Source organism: Pseudarthrobacter defluvii (genome assembly GCF_030323865.1).
Taxonomy (GTDB): domain Bacteria; phylum Actinomycetota; class Actinomycetes; order Actinomycetales; family Micrococcaceae; genus Arthrobacter; species Arthrobacter sedimenti.
Map to the genome: position 1 here is coordinate 266,584 of NZ_CP066362.1, position 24,406 is coordinate 290,989.

At 66.7% G+C, this 24,406-nt stretch carries 27 protein-coding genes and 1 tRNA gene; 19 read left to right on the forward strand and 9 right to left on the reverse strand.

All coding sequences use genetic code 11. From position 1 onward, the window contains the following. Nucleotides 1–114 precede the first annotated feature (114 nt). The 3 genes from JCQ34_RS01300 to JCQ34_RS01310 form a co-directional block, all read right to left on the reverse strand. Complete coding sequence (locus JCQ34_RS01300; protein WP_286401027.1) at nt 115–1,125, reverse strand: inorganic phosphate transporter; 1,011 nt, start codon at nt 1,123–1,125, stop codon at nt 115–117. Nucleotide 1,126: 1 nt separating this feature from the next. Beyond that, the gene (locus JCQ34_RS01305) at nt 1,127–1,744 is read right to left on the reverse strand and encodes a DUF47 domain-containing protein (RefSeq protein WP_142131547.1); all 618 of its coding nucleotides are present in this window, start codon (nt 1,742–1,744) and stop codon (nt 1,127–1,129) included. 313 nt (nt 1,745–2,057) lie between these two features. Continuing rightward, a complete protein-coding gene (locus JCQ34_RS01310; RefSeq protein WP_142131545.1) occupies nt 2,058–2,717 on the reverse strand; it encodes a hypothetical protein in 660 nt (219 codons plus the stop codon). A gap of 210 nt (nt 2,718–2,927) precedes the next feature. On the opposite strand from JCQ34_RS01310, the gene JCQ34_RS01315 reads away from it, so the two are divergent. Beyond that, a tRNA-Lys gene (locus JCQ34_RS01315) sits at nt 2,928–3,003 on the forward strand. An 84-nt stretch (nt 3,004–3,087) separates the two neighbouring features. On the opposite strand, the gene JCQ34_RS01320 is transcribed toward JCQ34_RS01315, so the two are convergent. Both JCQ34_RS01320 and JCQ34_RS01325 read right to left on the reverse strand, forming a co-directional pair. Further along, nucleotides 3,088–3,687 (reverse strand): M23 family metallopeptidase, encoded by a 600-nt coding sequence (locus tag JCQ34_RS01320; RefSeq protein WP_286401030.1) that lies wholly within the window; start codon nt 3,685–3,687, stop codon nt 3,088–3,090. Nucleotides 3,688–3,721: 34 nt separating this feature from the next. Beyond that, nucleotides 3,722–4,063 (reverse strand): YciI family protein, encoded by a 342-nt coding sequence (locus JCQ34_RS01325; RefSeq protein ID WP_286401032.1) that lies wholly within the window; start codon nt 4,061–4,063, stop codon nt 3,722–3,724. Nucleotides 4,064–4,211: 148 nt separating this feature from the next. On the opposite strand from JCQ34_RS01325, the gene JCQ34_RS01330 reads away from it, so the two are divergent. The 5 genes from JCQ34_RS01330 (at nt 4,212) to JCQ34_RS01350 (ending at nt 8,456) form a co-directional block, all read left to right on the forward strand. Beyond that, nucleotides 4,212–5,231, forward strand: coding sequence for a LacI family DNA-binding transcriptional regulator (locus JCQ34_RS01330; protein ID WP_286401034.1), 1,020 nt, complete (start codon nt 4,212–4,214; stop codon nt 5,229–5,231). Between the two features lie 110 nt (nt 5,232–5,341). Further along, entirely contained in the window at nt 5,342–6,178 is an 837-nt protein-coding gene (locus JCQ34_RS01335) for a DUF4397 domain-containing protein (RefSeq protein WP_286401036.1), read from the forward strand. Between the two features lie 112 nt (nt 6,179–6,290). Beyond that, nucleotides 6,291–7,031: a class F sortase gene (locus JCQ34_RS01340; protein ID WP_286401038.1), complete on the forward strand. Its 741-nt coding sequence runs from the start codon at nt 6,291–6,293 to the stop codon at nt 7,029–7,031. A 29-nt stretch (nt 7,032–7,060) separates the two neighbouring features. After that, complete coding sequence (locus tag JCQ34_RS01345) at nt 7,061–7,675, forward strand: RNA polymerase sigma factor (RefSeq protein ID WP_434738923.1); 615 nt, start codon at nt 7,061–7,063, stop codon at nt 7,673–7,675. Next, nucleotides 7,662–8,456, forward strand: a complete 795-nt coding sequence (locus tag JCQ34_RS01350; RefSeq protein WP_286401041.1) for an anti-sigma factor — start codon at nt 7,662–7,664, stop codon at nt 8,454–8,456. Before JCQ34_RS01345 ends, JCQ34_RS01350 begins: the two co-directional genes overlap by 14 nt. Here the strand turns inward: JCQ34_RS01350 and JCQ34_RS01355 are convergent. Both JCQ34_RS01355 and JCQ34_RS01360 read right to left on the reverse strand, forming a co-directional pair. Further along, on the reverse strand, nt 8,446–8,922 hold the full coding sequence (locus tag JCQ34_RS01355; RefSeq protein WP_286401043.1) for a hypothetical protein: 477 nt from the start codon (nt 8,920–8,922) through the stop codon (nt 8,446–8,448). The genes JCQ34_RS01350 and JCQ34_RS01355 overlap by 11 nt on opposite strands. Before the next feature lie 104 nt (nt 8,923–9,026). Next, nucleotides 9,027–9,815 carry an ANTAR domain-containing response regulator gene (locus JCQ34_RS01360; protein ID WP_286401045.1) on the reverse strand — a complete coding sequence of 263 codons (789 nt, stop codon included), beginning with the start codon at nt 9,813–9,815 and terminating at the stop codon, nt 9,027–9,029. Nucleotides 9,816–10,281: 466 nt separating this feature from the next. On the opposite strand from JCQ34_RS01360, the gene JCQ34_RS01365 reads away from it, so the two are divergent. The 12 genes from JCQ34_RS01365 to JCQ34_RS01420 all read left to right on the forward strand — a co-directional run bounded on the left by JCQ34_RS01365 (nt 10,282) and on the right by JCQ34_RS01420 (nt 20,586). After that, on the forward strand, nt 10,282–11,808 hold the full coding sequence (locus tag JCQ34_RS01365) for an alpha-N-arabinofuranosidase (RefSeq protein WP_286401047.1): 1,527 nt from the start codon (nt 10,282–10,284) through the stop codon (nt 11,806–11,808). 57 nt (nt 11,809–11,865) lie between these two features. Beyond that, entirely contained in the window at nt 11,866–12,453 is a 588-nt protein-coding gene (locus JCQ34_RS01370) for an HhH-GPD-type base excision DNA repair protein (protein WP_286401049.1), read from the forward strand. Beyond that, complete coding sequence (locus tag JCQ34_RS01375; protein ID WP_286401051.1) at nt 12,453–13,457, forward strand: LacI family DNA-binding transcriptional regulator; 1,005 nt, start codon at nt 12,453–12,455, stop codon at nt 13,455–13,457. The genes JCQ34_RS01370 and JCQ34_RS01375 overlap by 1 nt, the downstream gene beginning before the upstream one ends. A gap of 98 nt (nt 13,458–13,555) precedes the next feature. Continuing rightward, a complete protein-coding gene (locus JCQ34_RS01380; RefSeq protein ID WP_286401052.1) occupies nt 13,556–14,113 on the forward strand; it encodes a cysteine hydrolase family protein in 558 nt (185 codons plus the stop codon). 94 nt (nt 14,114–14,207) lie between these two features. Continuing rightward, nucleotides 14,208–14,510: an urease subunit gamma gene (locus JCQ34_RS01385; RefSeq protein ID WP_286401053.1), complete on the forward strand. Its 303-nt coding sequence runs from the start codon at nt 14,208–14,210 to the stop codon at nt 14,508–14,510. A gap of 10 nt (nt 14,511–14,520) precedes the next feature. After that, on the forward strand, nt 14,521–14,874 hold the full coding sequence (locus JCQ34_RS01390) for an urease subunit beta (protein ID WP_286401054.1): 354 nt from the start codon (nt 14,521–14,523) through the stop codon (nt 14,872–14,874). Beyond that, entirely contained in the window at nt 14,871–16,601 is a 1,731-nt protein-coding gene (gene ureC / locus JCQ34_RS01395; RefSeq protein ID WP_286401056.1) for an urease subunit alpha, read from the forward strand. Before JCQ34_RS01390 ends, ureC begins: the two co-directional genes overlap by 4 nt. Before the next feature lie 21 nt (nt 16,602–16,622). After that, nucleotides 16,623–17,108 (forward strand): urease accessory protein UreE, encoded by a 486-nt coding sequence (gene ureE, locus JCQ34_RS01400; protein WP_286401057.1) that lies wholly within the window; start codon nt 16,623–16,625, stop codon nt 17,106–17,108. Nucleotides 17,109–17,258: 150 nt separating this feature from the next. Further along, complete coding sequence (locus JCQ34_RS01405; protein ID WP_286401058.1) at nt 17,259–17,927, forward strand: urease accessory protein UreF; 669 nt, start codon at nt 17,259–17,261, stop codon at nt 17,925–17,927. Between the two features lie 30 nt (nt 17,928–17,957). Continuing rightward, nucleotides 17,958–18,572, forward strand: a complete 615-nt coding sequence (ureG, locus tag JCQ34_RS01410; protein ID WP_286401060.1) for an urease accessory protein UreG — start codon at nt 17,958–17,960, stop codon at nt 18,570–18,572. 131 nt (nt 18,573–18,703) lie between these two features. After that, a complete protein-coding gene (locus tag JCQ34_RS01415) occupies nt 18,704–19,534 on the forward strand; it encodes an urease accessory protein UreD (RefSeq protein WP_286401062.1) in 831 nt (276 codons plus the stop codon). Further along, nucleotides 19,534–20,586 carry a HoxN/HupN/NixA family nickel/cobalt transporter gene (locus JCQ34_RS01420; protein WP_286401063.1) on the forward strand — a complete coding sequence of 351 codons (1,053 nt, stop codon included), beginning with the start codon at nt 19,534–19,536 and terminating at the stop codon, nt 20,584–20,586. Before JCQ34_RS01415 ends, JCQ34_RS01420 begins: the two co-directional genes overlap by 1 nt. 55 nt (nt 20,587–20,641) lie before the next feature. On the opposite strand, the gene JCQ34_RS01425 is transcribed toward JCQ34_RS01420, so the two are convergent. Beyond that, nucleotides 20,642–22,573, reverse strand: a complete 1,932-nt coding sequence (locus JCQ34_RS01425; protein WP_286401064.1) for an adenylyl cyclase — start codon at nt 22,571–22,573, stop codon at nt 20,642–20,644. A gap of 165 nt (nt 22,574–22,738) precedes the next feature. Here JCQ34_RS01425 and JCQ34_RS01430 point away from each other — a divergent pair, with 165 nt between their 5' ends. Then, complete coding sequence (locus tag JCQ34_RS01430; protein WP_286401066.1) at nt 22,739–23,791, forward strand: LacI family DNA-binding transcriptional regulator; 1,053 nt, start codon at nt 22,739–22,741, stop codon at nt 23,789–23,791. 3 nt (nt 23,792–23,794) lie between these two features. On the opposite strand, the gene JCQ34_RS01435 is transcribed toward JCQ34_RS01430, so the two are convergent. After that, nucleotides 23,795–24,244, reverse strand: a complete 450-nt coding sequence (locus JCQ34_RS01435) for a transferase (protein ID WP_286401068.1) — start codon at nt 24,242–24,244, stop codon at nt 23,795–23,797. Nucleotides 24,245–24,406: the final 162 nt, after the last annotated feature.

Genomic DNA, 24,406 nt, shown 5'->3' on the forward strand with positions numbered 1-24,406 from the left:
CCCTGCACACGGCGCGGACGCCGCTCCCCGGCACCATTGACCGGGGGCGCACTTTCGAATGTACGTCACGGCGGATTCCGTGTACAGGGTAGCCGCGTCCCCGGGGAACCCCGCCTAGACGGAGATGGGGGAGAGTGCCAGGGCCAGCACGAAGGCCAGGGCGCAGGTGGCCAGGGGAGTCAGGGCCCAGAGCCACAGGATCCGGATGACCAGCTTCCGGTTGGTCACGGAGAAGTGCTGGTTTTCGCCGGCGCCCAGGGCCCCGGCGGTGACGGTGTGGGTGGTGGACAGCGGCCAGTGCAGCCCGATGGCGCCCACAAAAAGCATCAGCGCGCTGAAGGTCTGGGCCACGGACCCGCGGAGGGGATCGATCCTGGTGATCTTGTAGCCGATGGTTTGCGAGATCCGCCAGCCACCAAAAAGTGTCCCGGCCGTCATCATGACGGCGGAGAGCGCCGCCACCCAGGTGGGGATCCCGCCGTCGGAATTGCCTGCCGCCAGGAGGGCAAGCAGCAGCACGGCGCTGACGCGTTGGCCGTCCTGCAGGCCGTGGCCGAACGCAACCGCGCCGGCGGCAACAGCCTGGCCCCGGCGGAAGCGCTGGTTCACCACGTTGGGCTGGGTGTAGCGGGCCACCCAGGTGGCCGGATACACCAGGAGGAAGGAGCCACTGTAGGCCACCAGCGGTGACAGCACCAGCGGCAGGACCACCTGGAACAGCAGGGACTGGTCCACGCCGGCCACCCCTGGGCCGCCGATCGCCAGGCTGGCAAGGCCTGCGCCTGCCAGGCCGCCCACCAATGCATGGGTGGAGGAGGCCGGAATGCCGCGCCGCCACATCAGCAGCCCCCAGGCGCAGGCGCTGGCCAGCCCGGCCACCAGGATGGTGAGGCCGTGAGCACCGCTGGGAAGGTTGATCCAGGTCTGGCTGGCGGCGACGGCGAGCAGGGCGCTGAGGAGGGCGCCGACAAAGTTGAAGAACGCGGCAAGGAGCACGGCAACGCTGGGTGTCAGTGCCCGGTTGCGCACCGCCAGGGCAACGGAGGTGGACGCGTCGCGGAAGCCGTTCAGGAAGGCGAACACTGCGGCCAACAGGACCACCGCGCCGAAGATGACCGCCGCCACCTCAGGATTCCTTGACGATGATGCTGCCTACCTGGGTGGCCACCCGCCGCATGTCCTTGGTGACCTCCACCAACTGGTTGGCGATGTCCCGGTTGCGGGAGTACTGGGCCCACTTCATGTCCGCGATCATGTCCGCCACCCAGACGCGGTGGGTCCGCTCCGCCCGTTTGGCGAGGCGCAGGATTTCGATCCAGTAGTCCTCGAGGTCATCGAGGTCGTTGAGCCTGCGCATCGCGTCGACGGTCAGCTCGGCCTGACGGCTGATGATCTCCAGCTGGTCGGCTGCCCGCTTGGGAAGGCGGTCCAGCTTGTACAGGGCCACCAGCTCCGCGGCGGCATCCATCTTCTCCATGGCCTCGTTGAGGTACCGGGACAGCGCATACATGTCTTCGCGGGGGAGGGGGTTCACAAAGCTGCTGCGCATGTGGGTCAGCAGGGCGAAGTGCAGTTCCGCGGACTTGGCCTCGATGTTGTGCATGTCCTCCACGAGCTTGGCGTGCTCGTCCGCGGGTACGCCAAGGATCTCGGCCAGGGTGGCACTGGCCAGCACGATCTGTTGTGCCATCTGCGAGAGCAGCTTCAGCCCTGCGGGCTCCTGGGGAAAAAGGCGCAGCTTCACGTATTTACCGGTCTCCGGGGACTTATCAAGGCGGGGTTGCTGCGGTGTGACTTGACGCCGGCGGGCAACTGTCGCCTACTCTACCGGCCCGTAACAGCACCCTCTGAATCGGCCACCTGGATGAGGGCAGAAAAATGGTGCCGAACCGGATACGCCTCTCGGCGGTAGGCCGCTCTAGGCGGCTAATTGTTGAAGCCCGGGGGTTTCGCGGCTCGGCACCGGTTTCAGTCTTCTACTTCACCCGGCCCAAGTCAATCTTGACAGCGGGGCCCGGTCCGTCCCGGAAATCCGGGCCGCCGGCTTCAAGCAGGACTCAGTCCAGCTCGCCCAGGCGCCACGCGTTGGCAGCATGTTCCAGGTCCTCGGCGGTCTTCACCAGCTGGTGCGAGTTCCGCGTCAGCTTGCTGGCATGTGCCTCGTTGGCGTGCTCGGCGCCATCGGCGAGGGTGGCCTGGCCGAGCGCCACCACGCGGCAGAACGCGGCGGAACGCTCCAGCGCGACGTCGAAATCGCCGTCGAAGGCGCCGGAGAGGATGGCGTCCGCCATGGTGCGCATCTCATCAGCGCCCGGAGGTTCTGCGGCGCCGGCCACCACATTGGAGACCTGGGCGGTGTCCCTGCCGGCCCGGAAGTAGACGGAGATGCGCTCGGGGTCCTGGACAGTGGCGGCGCGGAGGGCGTAGAGGCGCCAGAGCGCACCGGGAAGGGAACGGGCGGGGCTTTCTGCCCACATTTCGGCAATGGCGTCCAGGCCCTGTTCGTCGGCGAGCCTTACCAGGCGTTCAGTGATCTGGGGGTCGTCGCTATCACGGCCGTGGCGGACCAAGGCCTGGGCGGCGAGGTGGGCGGCCTCGGACACGCGTGCAGGATCAGCGCCGCCGGCGAAGGGCTCGAAGTCCATTGGCGCAAAAGGCTTGGGCTTGTGGTGCCGGTTGCTGCCGCCGTATGGACTGGTTCCTGCTTGCTCGCTCATGCCCCCACGCTACTCCTGTGCCGCAATGGAAATCGAGCACGTTTGCGTTCCTCCCGCTCCGGGCAAAAAGGGCCCTCACCAGTCGGGTTGGACGCACGACGGCGGCTCCGGAGCAGGTGCGAAAGACGCCGGAACCATGGGTTAGAGTATTAACGTCCAGAAATGGATTGGGCCGGACGGGCGGACACAGCGTGTTTGACTGGCCGGCAGGGGCCTTTAGCTCAGTTGGTAGAGCATCGGACTTTTAATCCGTGGGTCGTGGGTTCGAGCCCCACAGGGCCCACCATTCACGCAGGCCAGCGGCACGCAGCCGCTGGCCTGCCGGTGTTTCAGGACCCTGAACCAGCGAGGACCCGCGTCTGGGCAGCCATCAAACTGACAGGACAATCCCGTTCCGCGGCAGCCCGCCCGGGAACGTGATGGGAACGGCGGAAGCCTGTTCCGGATCCGGGCCGTCCATGGCCTGCACGTGCAGATGCGGTTCCGTGCTGTTGCCGGAGTTGCCGCACGCTCCCACCACTTCACCCGACTCAACCCGTTGCCCCGGACGGACACTGACGCTTTGCCGCTTGAGGTGGCACAGGGCGACGAACATGCCCGCGCTCTCGATCATCACGTAGTTGCCGGCCAGCCCCAGCCATCCAGACCGGACACGCCTGCCCTGGGTGGCGGCATAGCCGATTGAAGGGAAGCCGCGGAAGGCGGCGTGGTCGGTCTCGCCGTCATGGGCGGCACACACCAGCCCGGACAGCGGTGCCCGGACTGCCCTGCCGAAACCGGCGAAGTGCTCCGGCGGCTCGGGCCGGAACAACGACGCCGGCGTGAACCGCGCAGACCGCCCGTTTCCGTCCACCGGCGTGAAGTCGATGGCGTAACTCGTGCCCAAAAGCCGCGTCCCGTGGCTGGGGACCCTGTCCGCGGGGGAGTTTTGCACCAGCCAGGAGCCCGTGAACGGATACTGCAGTTCCACAATCACTCCAGCTCCAGGCGGCCGGGTCCGGTGTTCAGCTGGCGGGGTCGTACTGGAACGCCCGCACTTCCTGGGCGCAGCGGCAGGCGCCGGCAATCTTCGCGGCCCAGTGCAGCGCAGCGTCGTAGCTGGGCAGCTCCAGTACTGTATAGCCGCCTTCAATCTGCGCTGTCTGTGGGTAGGTGCCCTCCGTGACGGTTCCGCCGCCGTCGACCATGACCGGCGGGACGCTCTCGTCGATGCCGCCGCCGAACACCCAGACGCCCGCGTCCTTTGCCTCCTGGACCACTGCATGGGCGGCGTCGGCAACCTCCTGCAGGCCGCCGTCGGGAATGTCCATCACGCCGCTGGGAAACGAGATTAGGTACTTGGTCATTGGGCCGGCTCCTTTGTTGCAGACGCGGATGACCTCATCCTTCCCATCCCCCTGGGGCAACGCAAGCATTCATACGCAATCAGGGCTCTGCACTATTTGCACCCGCAATACAGGCAGCCGCAGGGGCCGCAGCAGGCACAATAGGCACATGGCAAAAACCAGCAAGGGCCGGATGCCGCGCCTGGAAGACGTGGCAAAGATCGCCGGGGTCTCCCACCAGACCGTGTCCCGCGTGGTGAACAACCATCCCAACGTCAGCAAGGCGACCCGGGAAAAGGTGGAAGCGGCCATCGCGGAACTGGGATACCGGCGCAATACCGCGGCCCGGAGCCTTGTCACGCGGCGCTCGCAGACCATCGGCGTGCTGGCCAGCGAGCTCTCGCAGTACGGCCCGGCCAACACTTTGGTGGGCGTTGAGAATGCCGCCCGGAACGCCGGCTACTTTGTCAGCATCGCCGCCCTGCGGGAAGTCAGCAGGGACGCCATCTCGGACGCTGTTGGCCACTTCATGGACCAGGCCGTGGACGGCATCGGTGTGCTGGTGCCGCACTCGGAAACCCTGGCCGTACTGGAACAGATGAACCTCCCCGTGCCCGTGGTGGCTGTGGGCTCGGCAGGCAGTGCTTCGGTGAGCGGTGCCATGGTGGACCAGCGCGCGGGCGCAAGGCTCGCCGTCGAGCATCTCATCAAGGAAGGCCACCGGCAGATCGGGCACATCGCGGGGCCGCCGGACTGGACAGACGGCGCCGAGCGTGCCGAGGGCTGGCGAGCCGCGCTCCGGGAGGCAGGGCTGGATGAGTCCCTGCTGGTGGAAGGCGACTGGAGCGCCGGAAGCGGCTATTCGATTGGCCGCGAGCTGGCGTCGGAACGCACGGCGACGGCCATTTTCGTGGGGAATGACCAGATGGCACTGGGCCTGCTGCGCGCCTTCACCGAGGCGGGGGTCAAGGTGCCCGACGACGTCTCCGTGGTGGGCTTCGATGACCAGCCGGAGGCGGGGTACTTCACGCCCCCGCTGACCACCGTCCGCCAGGACTTCGAGGAGCTGGGCCGCCGGTGCATGGACATCATGCTCAAGGAAATTGAGTCCGGCGCCCCCGTGAGCTCCACCGTGGTCCCGCCGGAACTGGTCCTCCGTGCCAGCACCGCCGCTCCGGCATCCCCCTAGGAGCTCCCCCAAAAAAATCTCCATGAATCTGCATCCAAATCCGGGCCTCCGCCGGTAGTAGGGGTGTCAGCAAAAAACGCCCGGCAGCCGGGCCGTTCAAGGAGATGGACATGCGCAACACAATCTTCACCGCAGGTGCCGGTGCAGCAGCCATTGCAGCGGCAATCGCTCTGGCAGGTCCCGCCAACGCAGCAGACGGAGACGCCCAGCTTTCCGTCCTGCACGGGGTCCCCGGACTGACCGTGGACGTCTGGGTCAACGGCGAGCGCACGCTTGATGATTTCGCCCCGGGAACCCTTGCCGGGCCACTGGCGCTTCCGGCCGGTACCTACGACATCGCCATCACGGCAGCCGACGCCGCCGACGCATCCGCACCTGCCATTGGCCCGGTCAGCGTCAACCTGGCGGCCAACGGAAACTACACCGCTGCTGCCCACCTGGGCGCCGATGGCAAGCCCACCGCCAGCCTCTTCACCAACGACACGTCCCAGATCCCGGCCGGCAAGGGCAAGCTGACCGTCCGGCACGCCGCCGCCGCGCCCGCCGTCGATGTCCTGGCGGGCGGCACCGCCGTCGTCACCAACCTGGCCAACCCGAACGAGCAAACCCTGACCCTCGATCCCGGCACTGTTCCGGCCGCAGTTGCCGCCGCCGGAACCACCGCTCCCGTGATCGGTCCGGCGGACGTGGTTGTGGCGGAAGGGACGCACACCATCGTCTACGCCTGGGGCAGCCTGGCGGACCAGAACCTGAAGCTCGCCGTGCAGACCATCGAGGGCCTGCACTCGGCTCCGGCCTCCGTGCCTGGCGCCCTCAATGGTTCCGCTGATTCCGCCGGCGCGGGCTCCGCTGCCACCACGGCCGGATTCGGCCTGGCAGCCGTGGCCCTGCTGGCCGGTGCGGTGGGCGTAGACCGCGTGGTCCGCGCCCGGCGCGCGGAACTCTAACCAGTTCCTGCGCAGGACCGGCAAGCGCAGGGGCCCGGCCGCACCCCGCGGACGGGCCCCTGCCCCGGTCCTTCCAGTTGTTCGGTTTCCGCGTTTCCAGGAGGCGGCAGGCATGAAGGCAAGTACGACGACGGCAGGTGCCCAGCGCCGTCGGCATTCCTTGGGTGCCGGGGCAGCAGCGCTGGTGGCTGCTGCCCTGGTTCTTTCCGGCTGCGGCTCCGCGGGCCCCGCCACTTCCGGGCAGGCGCCAACTCCTGCGGTGGCCACCAGCGCGCCGGCTCCACCCAACACCCCGCTGCCGCCCGCAACCGCCGTTGAAGCTGCCCCGTCCACCCCTGCTGCAGCGCCGCCAAAGGCCATCCCGGTCCGGCCGGCCACTCCGCCGGCCGCCGCTGCCGCCCCGCCGCCCACTTCGCTTACTGTGGCCGGCACGGCCATCGGCATGCCCGTGGTGCCTGGGGGAGTGTCGGCCGGGGGAGCGATGGAAATTCCAGACGTGTTCGACCGTGCCGCCTGGTACAAGTACGGCCCGGCCCCCGGGGCTGCCGAAGGCACCGCCGTCATCGCCGGGCACATCGACACCACCTCGGACCGCGCGCCGTTCTCCGCGCTGAAGTCGCTCAAGGAGGGAACCGTCATCAGCGTGGGACGGGAAGGCGCCCCGGCCCTTACCTATCGGGTGGTGGGTGTGGAGCTGATGGCGAAGGACAAGTTCGACGGCGCCGCCGTGTTCCGCCGCTCCGGACCGCATGAGCTCAAGCTGGTCACCTGCGGCGGCAAATGGCTGGACGCGCGGATGGACTACAGCGACAATGTCATTGTCACCGCAGTCCCTGAACCAGTTTCCGGATGAACCACTTCCTGGATAAGCGGTGGCCCGCAATGTATCTCGTCGCCGAAGCCGGGAGGGAGCAGCCTGTGACGCTCCCCGGCCGTGCCGCCCAAGGATGGGACGACGGGCTGACCGCCTCCTTCCTGTCCGGCGATGAGCATGCCCTGGCAGCTGCCTATCGTGAGTTCGCGCCCCTGGTGCATACCCTGGCCCTGCGGTCGCTCGCCGACCGGGCCGCCGCGGACGACGTGACGCAGGAGGTCTTCATCCGGGTGTGGCGCTCGCGGAGCACCTTCAACCCGCAGGTGGCGCGGCTTCCCGCATGGATCGTGGGGATCACGCGGAACGCAATCACCGATGCGCAGCAGTCATCGGCCCGCGAAGCACGCAAGGCGCATGCTGCTGCCGGGGCCGGTTTGGCTGCGGACCCCGGGGCGGGAACCGAGGCCGCGGAAACCCTGGCGGACCGGCTGCTCCTGGACGGCGAACTGGAGAGGCTCGGCGAGCCCCAGGGCTCCATCATGAAGCTTGCCTTCTATGAGGACCTGACGCACGAACAGATCTCGCGGAAACTGGACCTGCCCCTTGGTACCGTCAAGAGCCACATCCGGCGCAGCCTGACGCACCTGAGAAGCAGATTGGAGGTAGACCATGCCGCATCTTGATCCGGAACAGTTGAGCCTCCTGGCACTCTACGACGACTGGGAGGACCCGGCAGGCCGCGAACACCTCCTGGAATGCCCTGGGTGCGCCGCCGACTACGCCGCCCTGCGCCGCACGGTGGAGGCAGTGAAGACGACGCCCGACACCAGCCGCCTGTCCGTTCCCGGGCCCCAGGTCTGGGCGGGAATCCACCGCGAACTCGGCTTGGGGGAGTCCGTCCGGGAGGACCCGCTGGCCGCGGAACCACCCACGGAAGCCGGGGCAACCCCTGCCGCCACGGCGGCACACGGGGACGCGGCGCCGTCCAACGTTGTTCCCATGGCTGCCCGGCCGAAGGGTGCCCGAAGGAAGGGCGCCTGGTGGCAGCGCCCCGGCGCGTGGCTGGCGACAGCGGCCGCTGCTGTCCTGGTGGTTGCGGGCGCCCTCTGGGCCTTGAACCGCCCGCCGCAGCCCCGGGAACTTGCCGAGGCCCAACTGACCCCGCTGGCCCAGCACTCCGCCGCCGGATCAGCCAAGGTGGTGTCCGCCGCCGACGGTTCACGCAGCCTGGAGGTCAGCCTGGACAAGGATGAAGCCAAGGGCTACCAGGAGGTGTGGCTGATCGCCCCGGACCTCTCCAAGCTGGTCAGCCTCGGCGTCATGAACTCCACGTCGGGAACTTTCCAGGTGCCCGCCGGCCTTGACTTGTCGCAGTATCCGGTGGTTGATGTGTCGGACGAGCCCATGGACGGCAATCCGGCCCACTCCACCGTGAGCATCGCCAGGGGCACCCTCACGTCCTGATGCGTGCCCGGACCCACGCGGAGACCCTGCTCCACTGGGCAACAATGGCAGCGGCTGCCAGCGCAGCGCCCGCGTGCAGGTACAGCATCAGGTGGAGTGAGTGCGCGGCCGGAGCAGCGGCCGACGACGACGGCACGTCCGGCGTGCTTCCGGCGCCATGGTCGTGGCCCGGCAAGGGGACGGCGCTGGCGGTTGAGAAAGCTGAGAAGGCAAGGTGCAGCAGTTGCTGGGCGACCGCGGATGCCGCCAGGACAGCCCAGCCCGGCAGCTGCGGGGGCGCCAGCCGTTCAAGGAGCACTGCGCCCAGGCCCAGCAGCACCGCCAGTGCAACGACGATGACGACGGCGGGAGAGGCGCCTCCCCCCGCAACATGCGCGGCCAGTCCCAGGGCGGTGGCCAGGGGACCTGCCAGCGAGGTAAGGGCGCTTCCGCGGGTGCGCGGAACGGCTGACTGCGTGCTCTCCATCCGCCTGCCCTTCCGCTGCTGGACCTCATTGTTCCCTACCCATTCCGGCAGGAGTGAACCAAGGAGGCAGGCAGGGGTGGCCTGCGGCGTGGTCAGCGGGGTGGCTAGCGGCCGAAGTGTGAGGTCGGTGTGCCCTCCGGCAGGCGTTCAAGGATGTCCTCGGCTACCTTGCGCACCTTGATGTTCCGGTGGCTGGATGCCTTGGCCAGGATGGAAAACGCCTCCTGGTATGAGCACCTGTTCTGGGCCATGATCACGCCGCAGGCCACGTTGATGGACGTACGGCTGTCCAGGGCTGAGCGGAGATCGGTGGCCAGCGAACGGGCGGTGTGCAGGTTGATGGCCATCTGCAGGCTCTTGGTTGCCAGGGCGGCGAAGGTGCGCGCTTCCGCGATGGCCTGGAGCGGAAAGGCCTTCGCGTCCTGCGCAAAGAAGGCGAGCGCGGCGCTGGACTGGCCCAGTTCAGCGCTGCCGGGGATCCCGTCGTCGGCCGGAATGTCTGCATCGAGGCGGAACCGCACCGCAAGGGCGCTGCCGAACCCGGCTGACTGCAGTTGGGTGGAATATTGCCGCCACCGGAAGTCGCCGTTCCTCTGGAGGACCGCCACGGGGTGGCCGCCGGACATCACATCGGTCACCGGCCCCTCGGCCATCTCCCGTTCCCAGTCCAGCAGCCGGACCACCTCGCCCGAAGTGCCGGTGATGGCAAGGCTCCGCTTTGGCTGGCGCAGCACCAGGCCGCAGCCAACATCCAGGTTGGCTGTCCTGGCCACATGCCCGGCAGAGGCCGCCACCAGCAGGTCAAGGGAATCGGCCAGGGTCTGTGCTCCGTTGACCAGGTCCAGCAGGAGGGCCGGGTTTGTGGGCGTGCCCTGGTCATGGCTGGCCTTCAACAGGGGTGTGCGGCCCCTTCGGGCGTCCGAAGGGGCAAGAGGGCCGGCGACGGCTGGGGGAGAGTCCTTGGTCTCAAAGGACTCCTCGTCGCCGGCCCCGCCTATTACCCGCGTCCTGTGGACCGGGAAGCCTGGGCCTACGTGTCGTGCGTGCATTGCCAGTCTCACACCCCCTAGTGAGCCAAGTACCGAGAACCAGAACAGGTCTTGTCTCTGGTAAAGAAACCTAATTGCCCTCCGGGCCCGCGTGAATGCGTAACTGGTACCTGTCTTTTCGGTTAGGTAGTACTTGGAGGCCCGGGGCCGCGAGGCTGTTCGGGGTCCCGCCGCAGGTCAGTCCGCCTTCCGCTCCCGTCGCCGGCGGAATCCCCAAACAGGAATGGATTGATACAACCCTTGACGCATGAAGCGGAAGCCTCAACAATGTCTTCTATAACGTTGTAAAAACCAAGCCGAGGATACCTTCGTGACCCAGCCAGAACCCGCTGCAGCCAAAATCACCCTTGACCCCTCCTTCACCGTGGGCCCCGTCCGCCGTCGTACTTTCGGTGCCTTCGTGGAACACCTTGGCCGGTGTGTGTACACCGGCATCTTCGAGCCGGACCACCCGGACGCCGACGAGGACGGCTTCCGCAGGGACGTCCTGGCGCTGACCCGGGAACTGGGAGTCTCCACCGTCCGCTACCCGGGCGGAAACTTCGTCTCCGGCTACCGCTGGGAGGACGGCGTGGGCCCGGTGGACCGGCGCCCCGTGCGGCTGGACCTCGCCTGGCACTCCACCGACCCCAACACCGTGGGGGTGGACGAGTTCGCCAAATGGTCCGTCAAGGCCGGCGTGGAACCCATGATGGCGGTGAACCTGGGCACGCGCGGCACGCAGGAGGCGCTGGACCTCCTGGAATACTGCAACATCGACGGCGGTACCGAGCTTTCCGAACAGCGCCGGGCCAACGGGGCCGCCGATGGCTACGGCATCAAGATGTGGTGCCTGGGCAATGAGATGGACGGTCCCTGGCAGATCGGCCACAAGAACGCCCTGGAGTACGGCAGGCTCGCTGCCGACACCGCCCGCGGAATGCGCATGATGGAGCCGGATCTGGAGCTGGTGGCGTGCGGCAGTTCCGGGCCCACCATGCCCACGTTCGGTGAGTGGGAGCGTGTGGTGCTGTCCGAAACCTACGAACTGGTGGACCTGATCTCCGCCCACCAGTACTTTGAGGACTTTGGCGACCTGCAGGAACACCTCGCCGCCGGACACAAGATGGACGCTTTCATCCGCGACCTCGTGAGCCACATTGACCATGTGAAGTCGGTGAAGAAGTCCACCAAGCAGGTGAACATCTCGTTCGATGAGTGGAACGTCTGGCACATGAGCCGCGATGAATCCAAGGTGCCCACCGGCAAGGACTGGCCCGTGGCCCCCGTGCTGCTTGAGGACACCTACACGGTTGCCGACGCCGTGGTAGTTGGGGACTTGCTGGTCACGCTGCTCCGGAACACGGACCGCGTCCACTCGGCAAGCCTGGCACAGCTGGTGAACGTCATCGCGCCCATCATGACCGAGCCGGGCGGCCGGTCCTGGAAGCAGACCACCTTCCACCCCTTCGCCCTGACCTCCCGCCACGCCTCCGGTACCGTACTGCAGCTCGCCGTCGAATCGCCGCTGGTCAGCAGCGGCAAGACCGCCGACATCGCGGCCCTGTCCGCCGTCGCCACCTATGACGCGGACAAGGGCGAGGCCGTGGTGTTCGCGGTCAACCGCTCGGCAGGCCAGGCACTGAACCTGGATGCCGCCGTGGCCTCGCTGGGCAACGTGCGAGTGGTGGAAGCCGTGACCTACGCCAACAAGGACCCCTACTGGCAGGCCAGCGCCGACGATTCAACGTCGGTCCTGCCGTCCGAAAACGGAACGGTGAAGGTGGACGGCGGCTGGCTCACCGCCGAGCTTCCGGCCGTGTCCTGGTCCATGATCCGGCTGGCTGTCAGCGCCTGACCCCCGGGTGGGAAGGCGGGGGCGTCCTTATGACGACGGCGGGCCGCAGGTGGGAGGATGGACGGCATGGAACTGCACATCACGGGGGATCCCGCCGCGGACAAGTTGTTGAGTGAGGACGCCTTCGCCCTGCTGACCGGCATGCTGCTGGACCAGCAGGTCACCATGGAATCAGCCTTCGCGGGGCCGGAGAAGATCCGGGCCCGGCTCGGGTCGCTGGAACCCGCGGCCATTGCCGCGCACGATCCCGCCGCGTTCGTGGAGGTATTCAAGGAACGCCCGGCGGTCCACCGCTTCCCCGGCTCCATGGCCGCGCGGGTGCAGGCGCTCGCCGAAGCAGTGCACAGCGAGTGGGACGGCGATGCCGCAGCCATCTGGACCAAGGGGTCCCCCGACGGTGCCGAGGTGCTGCGCAGGCTCAAGGCCCTGCCCGGATTCGGGGAGCAGAAGGCCAAGATTTTCCTGGCCCTGTTGGGCAAGCAGCGCGGCCTTGAGGCGCCGGGGTGGCGGGAAGCTGCCGGTCACTACGGCGAGGACGGCTCCTACCTTTCGGTGGCGGACATCGTGGACCCGGAGTCCCTGGCCAAGGTCCGCGCCAGCAAGCAGGCCGCCAAAGCCGCGGCGAAGGCAGGGAAAGAGCGTTAATGGCAGTCACCATGAACGACGTTGCGCGGGCGGCAGGGGTTTCCCTCAAGACGGTTTCCAACGTCCTGAACGACTACGAATTCATCCGGCCCGCCACCAAGCAACGCGTGCAGGATGCCATCGCGGAGCTGGGCTACGAAGCCAATCTCACCGCCCGCAGCCTGCGGTCCGGCAAGACGTCCATGCTGGGCCTGGTCCTGTCCGACCTCTCCGCCCCCTACTACGCCGAGCTGGCGTCCAAGCTGATGAAGGCTGCCGCCCGCCACGGCTACCGGGTGATGGTGGAGCAGTCCGACGCCGAAGCCTCCGTTGAACTTGGCGCCCTCCAGGGGACCTTCCGCCAGCTCACCGACGGGTTGCTGTTCACTCCACTGGTGGTGGACGCGGATGCCATTGCCGCGCGGGCGGGCAACAAGCCCATGGTGATGCTCGGCGAGCACATCCTGGATCCCCGCTTCGACCTGGTGACCATGAAAAACGAGGAAGCCGCGGCCGCGCTGACCAGGCACCTGCTGGCCGGCGGCCGCCGTCGTATTGCCGTGGTTGGTGCCAACACGGGGGAGTCTGCCGGGACGGCCGGCCTGCGCCTGAACGGCTACCGGAAGGCGTTGGAGGAGGCAGGCGTTCCCTTCGACCCCGCGCTGATCGCCCCTGCTGAGTGGCGGCGCGATACCGGTGCCGCGGCGGTGGCCGGCCTGCTGGAGTCCGGCGTGCAGTTCGACGCCGTCTTCGGACTTAACGACGTGCTGGCACTCGGCGCCATGCACCAGCTGCTGATTCGCGGCGTGAAGGTGCCGCAGGACGTAGCGGTGGCCGGTTTTGACGACATTGACGAGGCGCGGTTCGCCTCCCCGTCCCTGACCACCGTCTCGCCGGGCATGGACGAAATCGCCGAGCGCTCCATCGGCCTGCTGCTGGACCGGATCGCAGGCCGCGAGACATCGGAACAGGGCGTGCACGTGGAGGCCGGATTCGAGTTGAAGGTCCGCGAGTCCGCGCCCTGACTGCCCCCGCACCTGGCCCACACCTCCCGCCAGGGGTTTCGCGTGTGCCGCTGGCGGGTACCTTTCCGTAAACCCGCTCAACGAGGAAAGGTGTGCACATGATTGCCCTCCTGGTCATCGACATGCAGAACGCATTCTTCGAAACACCCGAATTGGCAGCCCAGCAGGAGCGGGTGGTCAGGGAGTGCAACCGGCTGATTGAAGGGTTCAAGGCAGCCGGATACAACGCGCTCCTGGTGGGCACCGAACACGAACGGGACAAGTCCACCTGGACCCTGAGCATGCTTGACGACGACCAAGGGTTTATCTTCCGCGGCACCGAGCAGGCCCAGTCGGTGCCGGGGCTCCTGAAGGAGGACCTGCCCCAATTGAACAAGACAAGGGACAGCGGGTTCGTGGGCACCAACCTGCTGGCGCGGCTGCGGAACTGGGGCGCCGAGGAAGTGGTGCTCGCCGGCGTCTCCACGCACAACTGCATCGCCCAGACCGCCGCGGACGCGTTCGCCCACAACATCCGGGTCACTTACGCCAAGGACGCCATGGCCTCCGAAGCCGACCAGGACGCCGCCGACATGCTCCGCATCCTTTCCACCACCTACCGCCAGCCCATCCAGTCAAGCGATGAGATCCTCGGCCGGCTCAGCGACGCCAAGTAGGCGGACCCACAGCCTTTACTGATACTCCTGAAACCTGGCGGAAACGTGCCGGGCTTACGCTGGCAGCACGCCCCAGGCCGTCGAAGGGAACCCCATGCATCTGATGCCGCGTGAGCAGGAAAAGCTCCTCATCGTGGTGGCCGCCGACCTCGCCCGCCGGCGTCAGTCCCGCGGCCTCAAGCTCAACTACCCCGAGGCTGTGGCCATCATCAGCTATGAGCTGATCGAAGGCGCCCGCGACGGCCGCAGCGTGGCGGAGCTCATGAGCTACGGCACCACGCTGCTCACCCGCGACGACGTGATGGAAGGCGTGCCGGAGATGATCCACGACGTCCAGATCGAAGCCACGTTCCCCGACGGCACCAAGCTGGTCACCGTCCACAACCCCATCCGTTAGGAGCGCGGCAATGATTCCAGGCGAGTACGTCCTCCGGCCGGAGCCCATCACAGCGAATGCGGGAAGGGAGGCCATCGAGGTTGCCGTGACGAACACCGGAGACCGGCCCGTGCAGGTGGGTTCCCACTACCATTTTGCCGAGGCCAACGCGGCCCTAAACTTTGACCGTGAAGCTGCCCACGGCCGGCGCCTGGACATCCCGGCGGGGACGGCTGCCCGGTTCGAGCCGGGGGACTCACGGACCGTTCGGCTCATTGAGCTGGCAGGCTCCCGCGAGGTCTACGGCCTCAGCAACGGAGTCAACGGAAAGCTCGACGGCGGCGCCCGCCCCGGCGGGACTGTCACGGAAGGGGACGGCAAGTGAGCTTCGAGATCCCGCGCCGGCAATACGCCGACCTTTATGGACCGACCACCGGGGACAAAATACGCCTGGCCGACACCGAGCTCTTCCTCGAGATCGAAAAGGACCTCACCGTCTACGGCGAGGAAGTGGTGTTCGGTGGCGGGAAGGTGATCCGTGACGGCATGGGCCAGAACGGGCAGGCCATCCGGGATGAGGACATTCCGGACACCGTGATCACCAACGCCGTCATCCTGGACTACACCGGCATCTACAAGGCGGACATCGCCCTGAAGGACGGGCACGTCTTCCGGATCGGCAAGGCCGGAAACCCGCAGATCACCGACGGCGTGGACATCGTGATCGGCGCCAGCACCGAGATCATCGCCGGGGAACGGAAAATCCTCACCGCCGGCGGCATCGACACCCACATCCACTTCATTTCCCCGGACCAGATCCCCACGGCCCTGGCCAGCGGGGTCACCACCATGATCGGCGGCGGCACCGGCCCCGCTGAAGGCACCAAAGCCACCACCGTGACCCCGGGAAAGTGGCACATCCAGCGGATGCTGCAGGCCGCCGAGGCATTCCCCATGAACATCGGCCTGTTCGGCAAAGGCCACGCGTCCGCCGTCGAACCCTTGACCGAGCAGATCCGCGCCGGCGCCATCGGGCTGAAGGTCCACGAGGACTGGGGCGCCACCACCTCCTCGATCGATACTTCGCTCAAGGTGGCTGACGAGTACGACATCCAGGTTGCCATCCACACCGACACCCTCAACGAGTGCGGCTTCGTGGAGGACACCATCCGCGCCATCGACGGCCGCGTCATCCACACCTTCCATACCGAAGGCGCGGGCGGTGGACACGCCCCGGACATCATCAAGATCGCGGGCATGCCCAACGTGCTGCCCGCGTCCACCAACCCCACGCTCCCGTACACGCGCAACACCATCGAAGAGCACCTGGACATGCTGATGGTGTGCCACCATCTCAATCCGGACATCCCCGAGGACGTGGCCTTCGCCGATTCCCGCATCCGCGCCGAAACCATCGCCGCCGAGGACGTCCTGCAGGACCTGGGCATCTTCTCCATCACCTCCTCCGACTCGCAAGCCATGGGCCGGGTGGGCGAGGTCATCACCCGCACCTGGCAGGTGGCGGACAAGATGAAGAAGCAGCGCGGGGTTTTGGAAGACAACGACGGCGGCACGCACGGCAGCGCGGACGGCGACAACTTCCGGCTCAAGCGCTACGTGGCCAAGTACACCATCAACCCTGCCCTGGCACAGGGCATCGCGGACTCTGTCGGCTCCGTGGAAGTGGGCAAATTCGCCGACCTGGTGCTCTGGGACCCGGCCTTCTTCGGCGTCAAACCGGAAGTGGTGCTCAAGGGCGGCCAGATCGCCTACGCCCTGATGGGCGACTCCAACGGGTCCATACCCACGCCGCAGCCACGGACCATGCGGCCCATGTTCGCCACCTTCGGCAAGGCCGTGCACCGGTCGTCCATCACCTTCCTGTCCAAGGCAGCGATCGACTCCGGTGTCCCCGAAGAGCTGGGGCTTCAAAAGGTCATCCGGGCCGTCTCCGGCATCCGGCAACTCACCAAGGCCGACCTCAAGTACAACGACGCCACCCCGGACATCCAGGTGGACCCGGAAACCTACCAAGTGACCGTCGACGGCGAGGACGTCACCTGCGAGCCGTCCGACGTCCTGCCCATGGCGCAGCGGTACTTCCTCTTCTAATCACACCCAGAAAGCAACCACGTGATCATCGAACGAGTCCTCGGCAACCTCCACGACCTGCCGGACACCGACCTCGCGGCCTATGCCGGGCTGCACCGCGAGAAGGTTGTCCTGCCCAGCGCTTCCCTGGTCAAACGCATTCAACGGGCGACGACGGACCACGGCAAGGAGATCGGCATCCGGCTCCCCGCAGGCTCCGGCGACCTCCGCGACGGCGACATCCTCCACGTCGCCGATACCAACATGATCGTCGTCTCCGTCCTGCCCACCGACGTCCTGGTCATCGCACCCAGGACCATCACCGAAATGGGCATCACCGCACACTCCCTCGGCAACCGGCACCTCCAGGCACAGTTCTTCGATGCGTCCTCGGAATATGAAGCCGAAGTCATGGTGTGCGCCTACGACCACACCGTCGAGGACTACCTCCGCCACCAATCCGTGCCCTACACCCGCCAGCAACGCGTCCTCCCTGTGCCTTTCCGCCATGCTGAACACAGTCACTAATAGGCCCGTCGCCACGCTGGGCGCTCCTCGAGGTGTCCGGGTTGGCTGCGCCGCCCCGGGATGGGGGCCGTGCCCGCTTCGCGGTGCCCGCCACGCCGCGGCCCCCATCCCCGGGCGTCGCTTGGGTTCGTCGCCTTGGGTGCGCTTTTCGTGAGCGGGTATCAGTTGGCTTTGCAGCAGTTGGTTGACTCTGCGCTTCCTACTGGGGCTTTTGCCCACTCTTTGGGGTTTGAGACCTACGTTGACGCCGGTGTGGTTGCTGATGAGGCTGGTTTTGGAGTGTGGTTGTCCGCGTTCATCTCTCAGTCGCTGACCTATTCGGATGGGCTTGCTATTCGACTTTTTTATGAGGGCGGTGAGCTGGGGGAGCTCGATTCTCTTTTGTCTGCTTCCCTTTTGCCCCGGCAGGTTCGGGAGGCCTCCCTCAAGATGGGCTCGCGGCTGCTCGAGATTGGGGCTGAGGTGTTTCCTTCGCCCGCGCTGGGGCTGTACCGGGACCTGGTAGCCACCGGCCGGGCCTCCGGGCACCAGCCGCTGGCGTTCGCCGTCGTCGCCCGCTCCCTCGGGGTGCCGCTGCAGGAAGCACTTGCCGCCTACCTCTTCGCCACCGTCACGTCCCTCACGCAGAACGCCGTCCGCGCCATCCCGCTCGGCCAGAACGCCGGGCAGCGGGTGCTGCGGAAAGCGCACGACGACGTCGCTGCCGCCCTCGACGCGATCGCGGACCTCACGCCGGACGACCTCGGCGCCGTCAGCCCCGGACTGGAAATTTCACAAATGCGGCACGAACGCCAACGTGCCCGGATGTTCATGAGCTAACCGTGCTTACCGCTTCACAGGAGGAACACCATGACTGAACCCATCATGATCGGCATCGGCGGGCCGGTCGGCGCCGGTAAAACCCAGCTCGTGGAACGGCTCACCCGGCACATGAGCGGCGACATCTCCATGGCCGCCATCACCAACGACATCTACACCATCGAGGACGCCAAAATCCTCGCCGCCAACGGCATCCTGCCCGTGGACCGGATCATCGGCGTCGAAACCGGCGGCTGCCCGCACACCGCGATCCGCGAAGACACCTCCATGAACACGGCCGCCATCGAGGAACTCAAAGCCCGGCACCCCGACCTGCAGGTCATCTTCGTCGAATCCGGCGGCGACAACCTCTCCGCCACCTTCAGCCCCGAATTGGTCGACTTCTCCATCTACATCATCGACGTGGCCCAGGGCGAAAAGATCCCCCGGAAAGCCGGCCAAGGCATGATCAAATCCGACCTCTTCATCATCAACAAAACCGACCTGGCTCCGCACGTCGGCGCCGATCTCGCCGTCATGGAACGGGACTCAAAGGAATTCCGCGGCAACAAACCCTTCTGTTTCACCAACCTCAAAACCGACGAAGGGCTGGACAAAGTCATCGAATGGATAAGGCGCGACGTCCTGATGCTCGACCTGGCATGAGTACGACGGCGGCAGCAAGTTCCGCACGTCCGTCACCGGGGCCTGCGCCCGCGGGTGGAAGGGGCCGTGCCCGCTCCGCGGTGCCCGCCACGCCGCGGCCCCTTCCACCCGCGTCCGCTGATCGGCCCCCGATGGGCGAGCTTGAGTTTGTGGTCGCCTTGCGTGGTCAGCGCTCGGTTGCTTCGCATCAGTACCACCGGGGTGCTCTTCGAGTTATGCGGCCTCACTATCTCGATGACTCGGGGCAGGTTTGTTATGTCGTTGTGAATCCTGGCGGGGCTTATCTTGGGGTGGATCTGTTCCTGCTGGATATTGAAGTCCAGGATGGGGCTGACCTGCTGCTGACCACGCAGTCCGCCACGAAGGTTTATCGGACTCCTGGGTCGTTTGCCGAGCAGCGGATGGCCGTGCGTTTGGGGGAGGGGGCCCGGCTGGAGTTGATGCCGGACCAGCTCATTGCCTATCGGGAGGCCAGCTACCGGCAGCGGACCTCCGTGACCCTGCAGCCGACGTCGTCGCTGGTCATGGCCGAAGTGGTGACGCCCGGCTGGTCCCCGGACGGGGCCGCATTCCGGTACGAGGAAGTCCGGCTGCGGAACGAGATCCGCGTCGAAACTGAAGCCGGCACCGAACTGCTGGCGCTGGACAACCTGCTAATCCGGCCGCCGCTGACCGATGTCACCGGGCTTGGATTCATGGAGGGTTTCAGCCATCTGGGGTCGCTGGTGGTGGTGGATCCGCGGGTGGACCAAGGGCTGGCGGATGAACTGCATCTGCTGACTGCTGAACACCAGGCCCTGACTGGCCTCTCGTTGACCCGCACGGTTGGGGGAACCACCGGGCTGGTGCTGCGCAGCCTGTCCAACAGCACCGACGACCTGAACCGCCTTCTTCGATCCTGCACGGACCTGCTGCGCCGACGCTGGTTTGGGCAGGAACCGTTGGACCTGAGGAAGCACTGATGACCAGCATCGCGGCGCTTTACCGGGACCGGGACGCCCTGCCACTGCGGACGCGCCTGGTCTTCACTTTCGGTGCGGTGACCGCGCTGCATGCTGCCGCCGTCGTACTTTTGCTTGCCGGTACCCTCAACGGGGGCGGCCAGGTGCTGACCCTGGGCCTGGTCGCTACCGCCTACCTGGCCGGGGTCAAGCACAGCTACGACTGTGACCACCTCGCCGCGATCGACAACTCGACGCGGAAGTTCGTGGCGCAGAAGCAGGACCCGGTCAGCGTGGGCTTCGCCTTCAGCCTGGGGCACAGTTCGGTGGTGACCCTGGCTGGGGCGTTGGTGATCGCGGGTGCCTCGATGGTTGGCGGGCTGATGGAGGACGGCACTGCCGGGAACCTCGCACTCGGGCTGGTCGGCAGCGGGATGTCCGGGCTGTTCCTGCTGGCCATGGGCCTATTCAACGGCTCCGCGTTCGCCCAGTCCGCCCGGGCCTACCGCCGTGTGCGGAACGGCGCCGCCGTCGATCCCCGGGACCTGGAACCGCAGGGGCTGGTGGCGCGGCTCCTCGCCCGGCCGCTGGCCAGGGTGCGGCGACCGCGGAACATCTACGTGATCGGCTTCCTCTTCGGCCTGGGCTTTGACACCGCCACCACCATCGGACTGCTGATGATGACGACGGCGGCCTCGCTGGCAGGGGTGCCGCCCTTTACCCTGCTCGCGCTGCCGTTGGCCTTCGCAGCCGCGATGACGCTGTGTGATTCCCTGAACGGTCTGGCCATGATGCGGATGTACCGCTCGGCACTTGATGATCCGCAGCGGAAGTTGGGCTTCAACGCGCTTGTCACGGGGATTTCCGCGGTCTCGGCATTGTTCATTGCCGTGATCACCTTGGGTGGATTCGTCCACGCCGCATTCGGCCTGCATGATCCGGTGACGGCATGGCTTGGATCGGTCGAGCTCGGCGACGCCGGCCTGCTGCTGGTGGCGCTGCTGCTGGCCGTGTGGGGAGGAGCTGCGCTGGCATCGAGGCAGCCCCGGAACACCTCGCGACAGCGGAACTGACAGGGCGCGGAGCCGGCATCCACTGCCGGCGCCGCGCCCTGTGGGGGCCTGGCTCCTAGCCGAAATCGGCGACGTAGCTGGGAACGCCAACGGCATCGGTCGAGACAGGCGCCCCCGTGTCGTTGACAACGTGGTCCAGGGTGCCCGCTCCAAGATTGACGGTCAGCAGGCTGTGCAGCTTCACGCCGGGAGCAACCGGGACCTCGAAGCCGCGGGTGGCGTGGATGGTGGGGTCCACGTTGTTGTACACGTAGCTGCCGCCGCCCCACAGTTCGTGGGTCTTCACGGAGTCGGCGACCTTGTAACCCGCCCAGCCCAGGATCCCGTCGTGCTGCCATGCTGCCTGGTTGGGCGCGTCGTAGGGCAGTTCGTTTTGGAAGAAGACGGTCTTGCCGTTCTCCCCGTTCCAAATGACGTTGTACTCCTGGTAATGCTCCACAAAGAGGCCCGTGGCGGTGACGTTGTTGCCGTTGACAATCACGCCGTTCCGGCCCGTATTGGTTGTCCAGCCCACCCCGTTGCCGTGGTCGGCGCGCCACGCCCAGATGTGGTCCAGGAGCACGTTGTCGCTGTTGACCTCCAGGCTCACCGAGGCCTTGCCCACGTGCGGGCCACCGATGCGGAAGAACACGTCATGGAGTGTGGTGGGGTTTGCGGGATCGCTGTGGACGGCAGCGTTGGCCGGTCCACTGCCTTCGCCCGGAATTGCTTTGCCGAGGCGCATCAGGGCAGGGGAATTCACCTTGCCGGCATCCACCGTGACTGCGGCGATATCAACCCCGGGCACATCGGCCACGCTAAGCGGGACGGACCCGTTGACGGCGGTCAGTGTTGCCATGCCGAGCCCAAGCACCACGGTGTTGGCCCGCTTGACCTCGATGCTGCGGTCAACGTCGTAGACACCCGGGGTCAGCAGGAGGTTCTTTCCACGGGCCAGTTGCGAATTAATGGCCTGCACCGAATCGCCGGGCTTTGCGATGTAGAAGTCGTCCAAGGGGATGCTGCGGCCTGCTGTAGGACCGTTCTCCCACGTGGTCGCCGCGGAGTTCTGGCGGACGGCCGGAACAAAGACACTGTACTGCCCGCCCGCATCCAGCGTCAGGTACGGCTTTTCGCGGCTGATGGGGGTGTTGGCCAGCGTGGTGTACGGCGGGTTAGGGAAGGAATCGCCGGGTGCGCCGTTTACGCCGGAGAACACTTGGTTCCAGACTCCGTTGGACCAGCTTCCAATGCTGCTGTCGCGCACCAGGTACTGCTGTTGGGAGCCGTTGATGATGGCCCCCGTCTTCGAATCCGCGATGAAACCGCCACTGGCGTACTGCGGGCCGGCCGTGCAGTAGTCCATGAGGGAGAGGTTGCCGCCGGTGATGTTGACCCGCCGCATGGGGGAGGCCTGTGACGCCGCCCAGAAATTCGCCGAGCTGCGGCAGCCTTCCAGGCCCGTGACATTGATGGTGAGGTTGGACAGGGACCGCCAGAAGTTGTTCAGCGCGATGCAGTTCTCCGCGGTGAGGCAGCGGTTGTAGACGTCCACGTGCCCGTTGATGGTGACATCCGTGGGTGAAGCGCCCAGACCCGCCACCTCAGTGGAGTAGCCCACCTGGACGATCAGCGGCTCCTCCGGTGTGCCATAGGTGCCGGGCTTGAACAGCAGGGAGTACCGCTTGGTCCCCATTTCGTCGTCCACCTGCTGGGCGGCAATGGAATCCACCGTGGCCTGGATCTGCGCCACCGGCATGCCGGGGTCGAAGACGTAGACATTGGACCCGAACGGGTTCTGCGCGGGTTGGGGTGGAGCTTGCGGGGAGGCGGGAGCCTGCTGCGCGGGCGCTGCAGACGGCGCTGGCGGCGACGCTTGGGCCGGAGCGGTCCCGCCTGCGGCGAATAGCCCAATGAGAAGGGCGGCACCCGCGGCGACGAGACCGCCGCCGTGCCGACGGCCTGCCGGGGAGAGACGGGATGGATCAGGGCAAGGGGCTAGCGGCATTGCTGGTCCTGTCATTCGGTGTGCTGGACGACCCCCGTGAGCTGCAGTTGGCAACTTGGGTCAGTGGTGGGAGCGCTCCCACGGGGGAAGAGTAGCATCGCCCTCCTGCCCCAGCAAGGGTTGACGGAAGCGCTCCCATGCCGCCAGTGTCGTAATGTCTGTTGAGTGAACCCAAAGACCACTCCAGCCGCGCCGGTCGGGGAGGGGCGGCCGCTCCCGACGCTCGAGGACCTGGCCAGGGCCGCTGGAGTTTCCCGGTCCACTGCCTCCCGGGCCATCAACGGTGGGTCCAGGGTAAGCCCGGCGGCCCAGGCCGCCGTCGACGCTGCGATCGCGGAATTGGGGTACATACCCAACCGTGCGGCACGAAGCCTGGTCACCCGGCGGGCCGGATCGGTGGCGCTGGTCATCCCGGAACCGGATGCCAGGGTGATGATGGATCCCTACTTTGCCGCCGTGGTCACCGGCGTCAACCAATCCCTCCGTGATACCGACATACAGCTGGTGCTGTTGATGTCGCGGGCAGGGGACGATTCTTCACGGACACTTCGCTACCTGCGCGGAGGCCATGTGGACGGCGCCATCGTGGTGTCCCACCACCGCGCAGACGGCTGGGTGGAAACCCTGGGTTCCACCGGGCTGCCTACCGTCTTCATCGGCAGGCCGTGGGACAGGAAGTCGGAACTTCCGTTTGTGGATCTGGACAACTTCGAGGGCGGGCGGCTGGCGGCGCTGCACCTTGCCGCCATCGGCCGTACCCAGCTCGGAACTGTTGCCGGCCCCAGGGACATGACGGCCGCCGTCGACCGCCTGGACGGTTGGCTGCAGGGACTCAAGGAAGCAGGACTGAAGCCGGGACCGATTGTCCACGGGGATTTCACGACGGCGGGCGGCGCCGAGGCAGCACGCAAACTTTTCGGCCAGGCACCTGCGCTGGACGGCGTCTTCGCCGCGTCGGACCTCATGGCGCTGGGCGTGGTCGAGGCCGTCCGCAGTGCGGGCAAGGGCGTGCCGGAGGACGTGGCCGTTGTGGGCTTCGACAATCACTCCATCCAGGCGCCGAACGGCATGGACCTCACTACGGTGGCCCATCCAATGGTGGAGATAGCCAAAAATGCAGGACAGCTCTTGATCCGCGCCATTGAGAACACCGGGGAGCAGCTGGAGCCGGTCATCTATCCGGCGGAACTCGTGGTCCGCGGAAGCAGTGTTATGTAGGGCCTAGGCGGCCAGCCCGCCCTTCGCCTTCCGGTGCTGCTGGTGCCTTGCCCGAGCCACGCGTGTGTGGGCGCCGGTAAGCACCTCGCTGCCGTCCGGCACTGCGCTGTCGGAATCTAGGTGGACCCCGTGCTCGATGAGCACGCTGGAGCCGATCCTCGAGTGGCTGCCAATATGCACGCGGTTGCCGATGACCGTACCCCGGCCGATCCGCACGCCGTCGCCGATCACGGTCCGGTCGCCGATGGTGGCATCGCGGTCGATCCAGCTGCCGTGTCCAATCCGGCAGCCTGAGCCCACCTGGGCACCGTGTTCAATGTAGGTCATGGGGCCGATGCGGGCGCTGTCCGCCACCCGGGCGCCCGGGGCGATCAACCCGCCGCCGTTGTCATGGCGGGCATACCGGGTGACCTTCCCGGTATCGTCCTCGACTGACACAAACTTTGCGGTCATACCATCCCTCGTTAACGCTGCGGCTATTTACCGCTCAGTAAGTTAACGGGTGGGAGGGCGCTGGGATTCCCAAAAGGGCAGGTGGGAAGGGGTTAGGCCACCAGATTGGCGGCAGTGGATCTGCAGGCGGCAAGAATTATGCTTCGCGGGTCCACGCCGCAC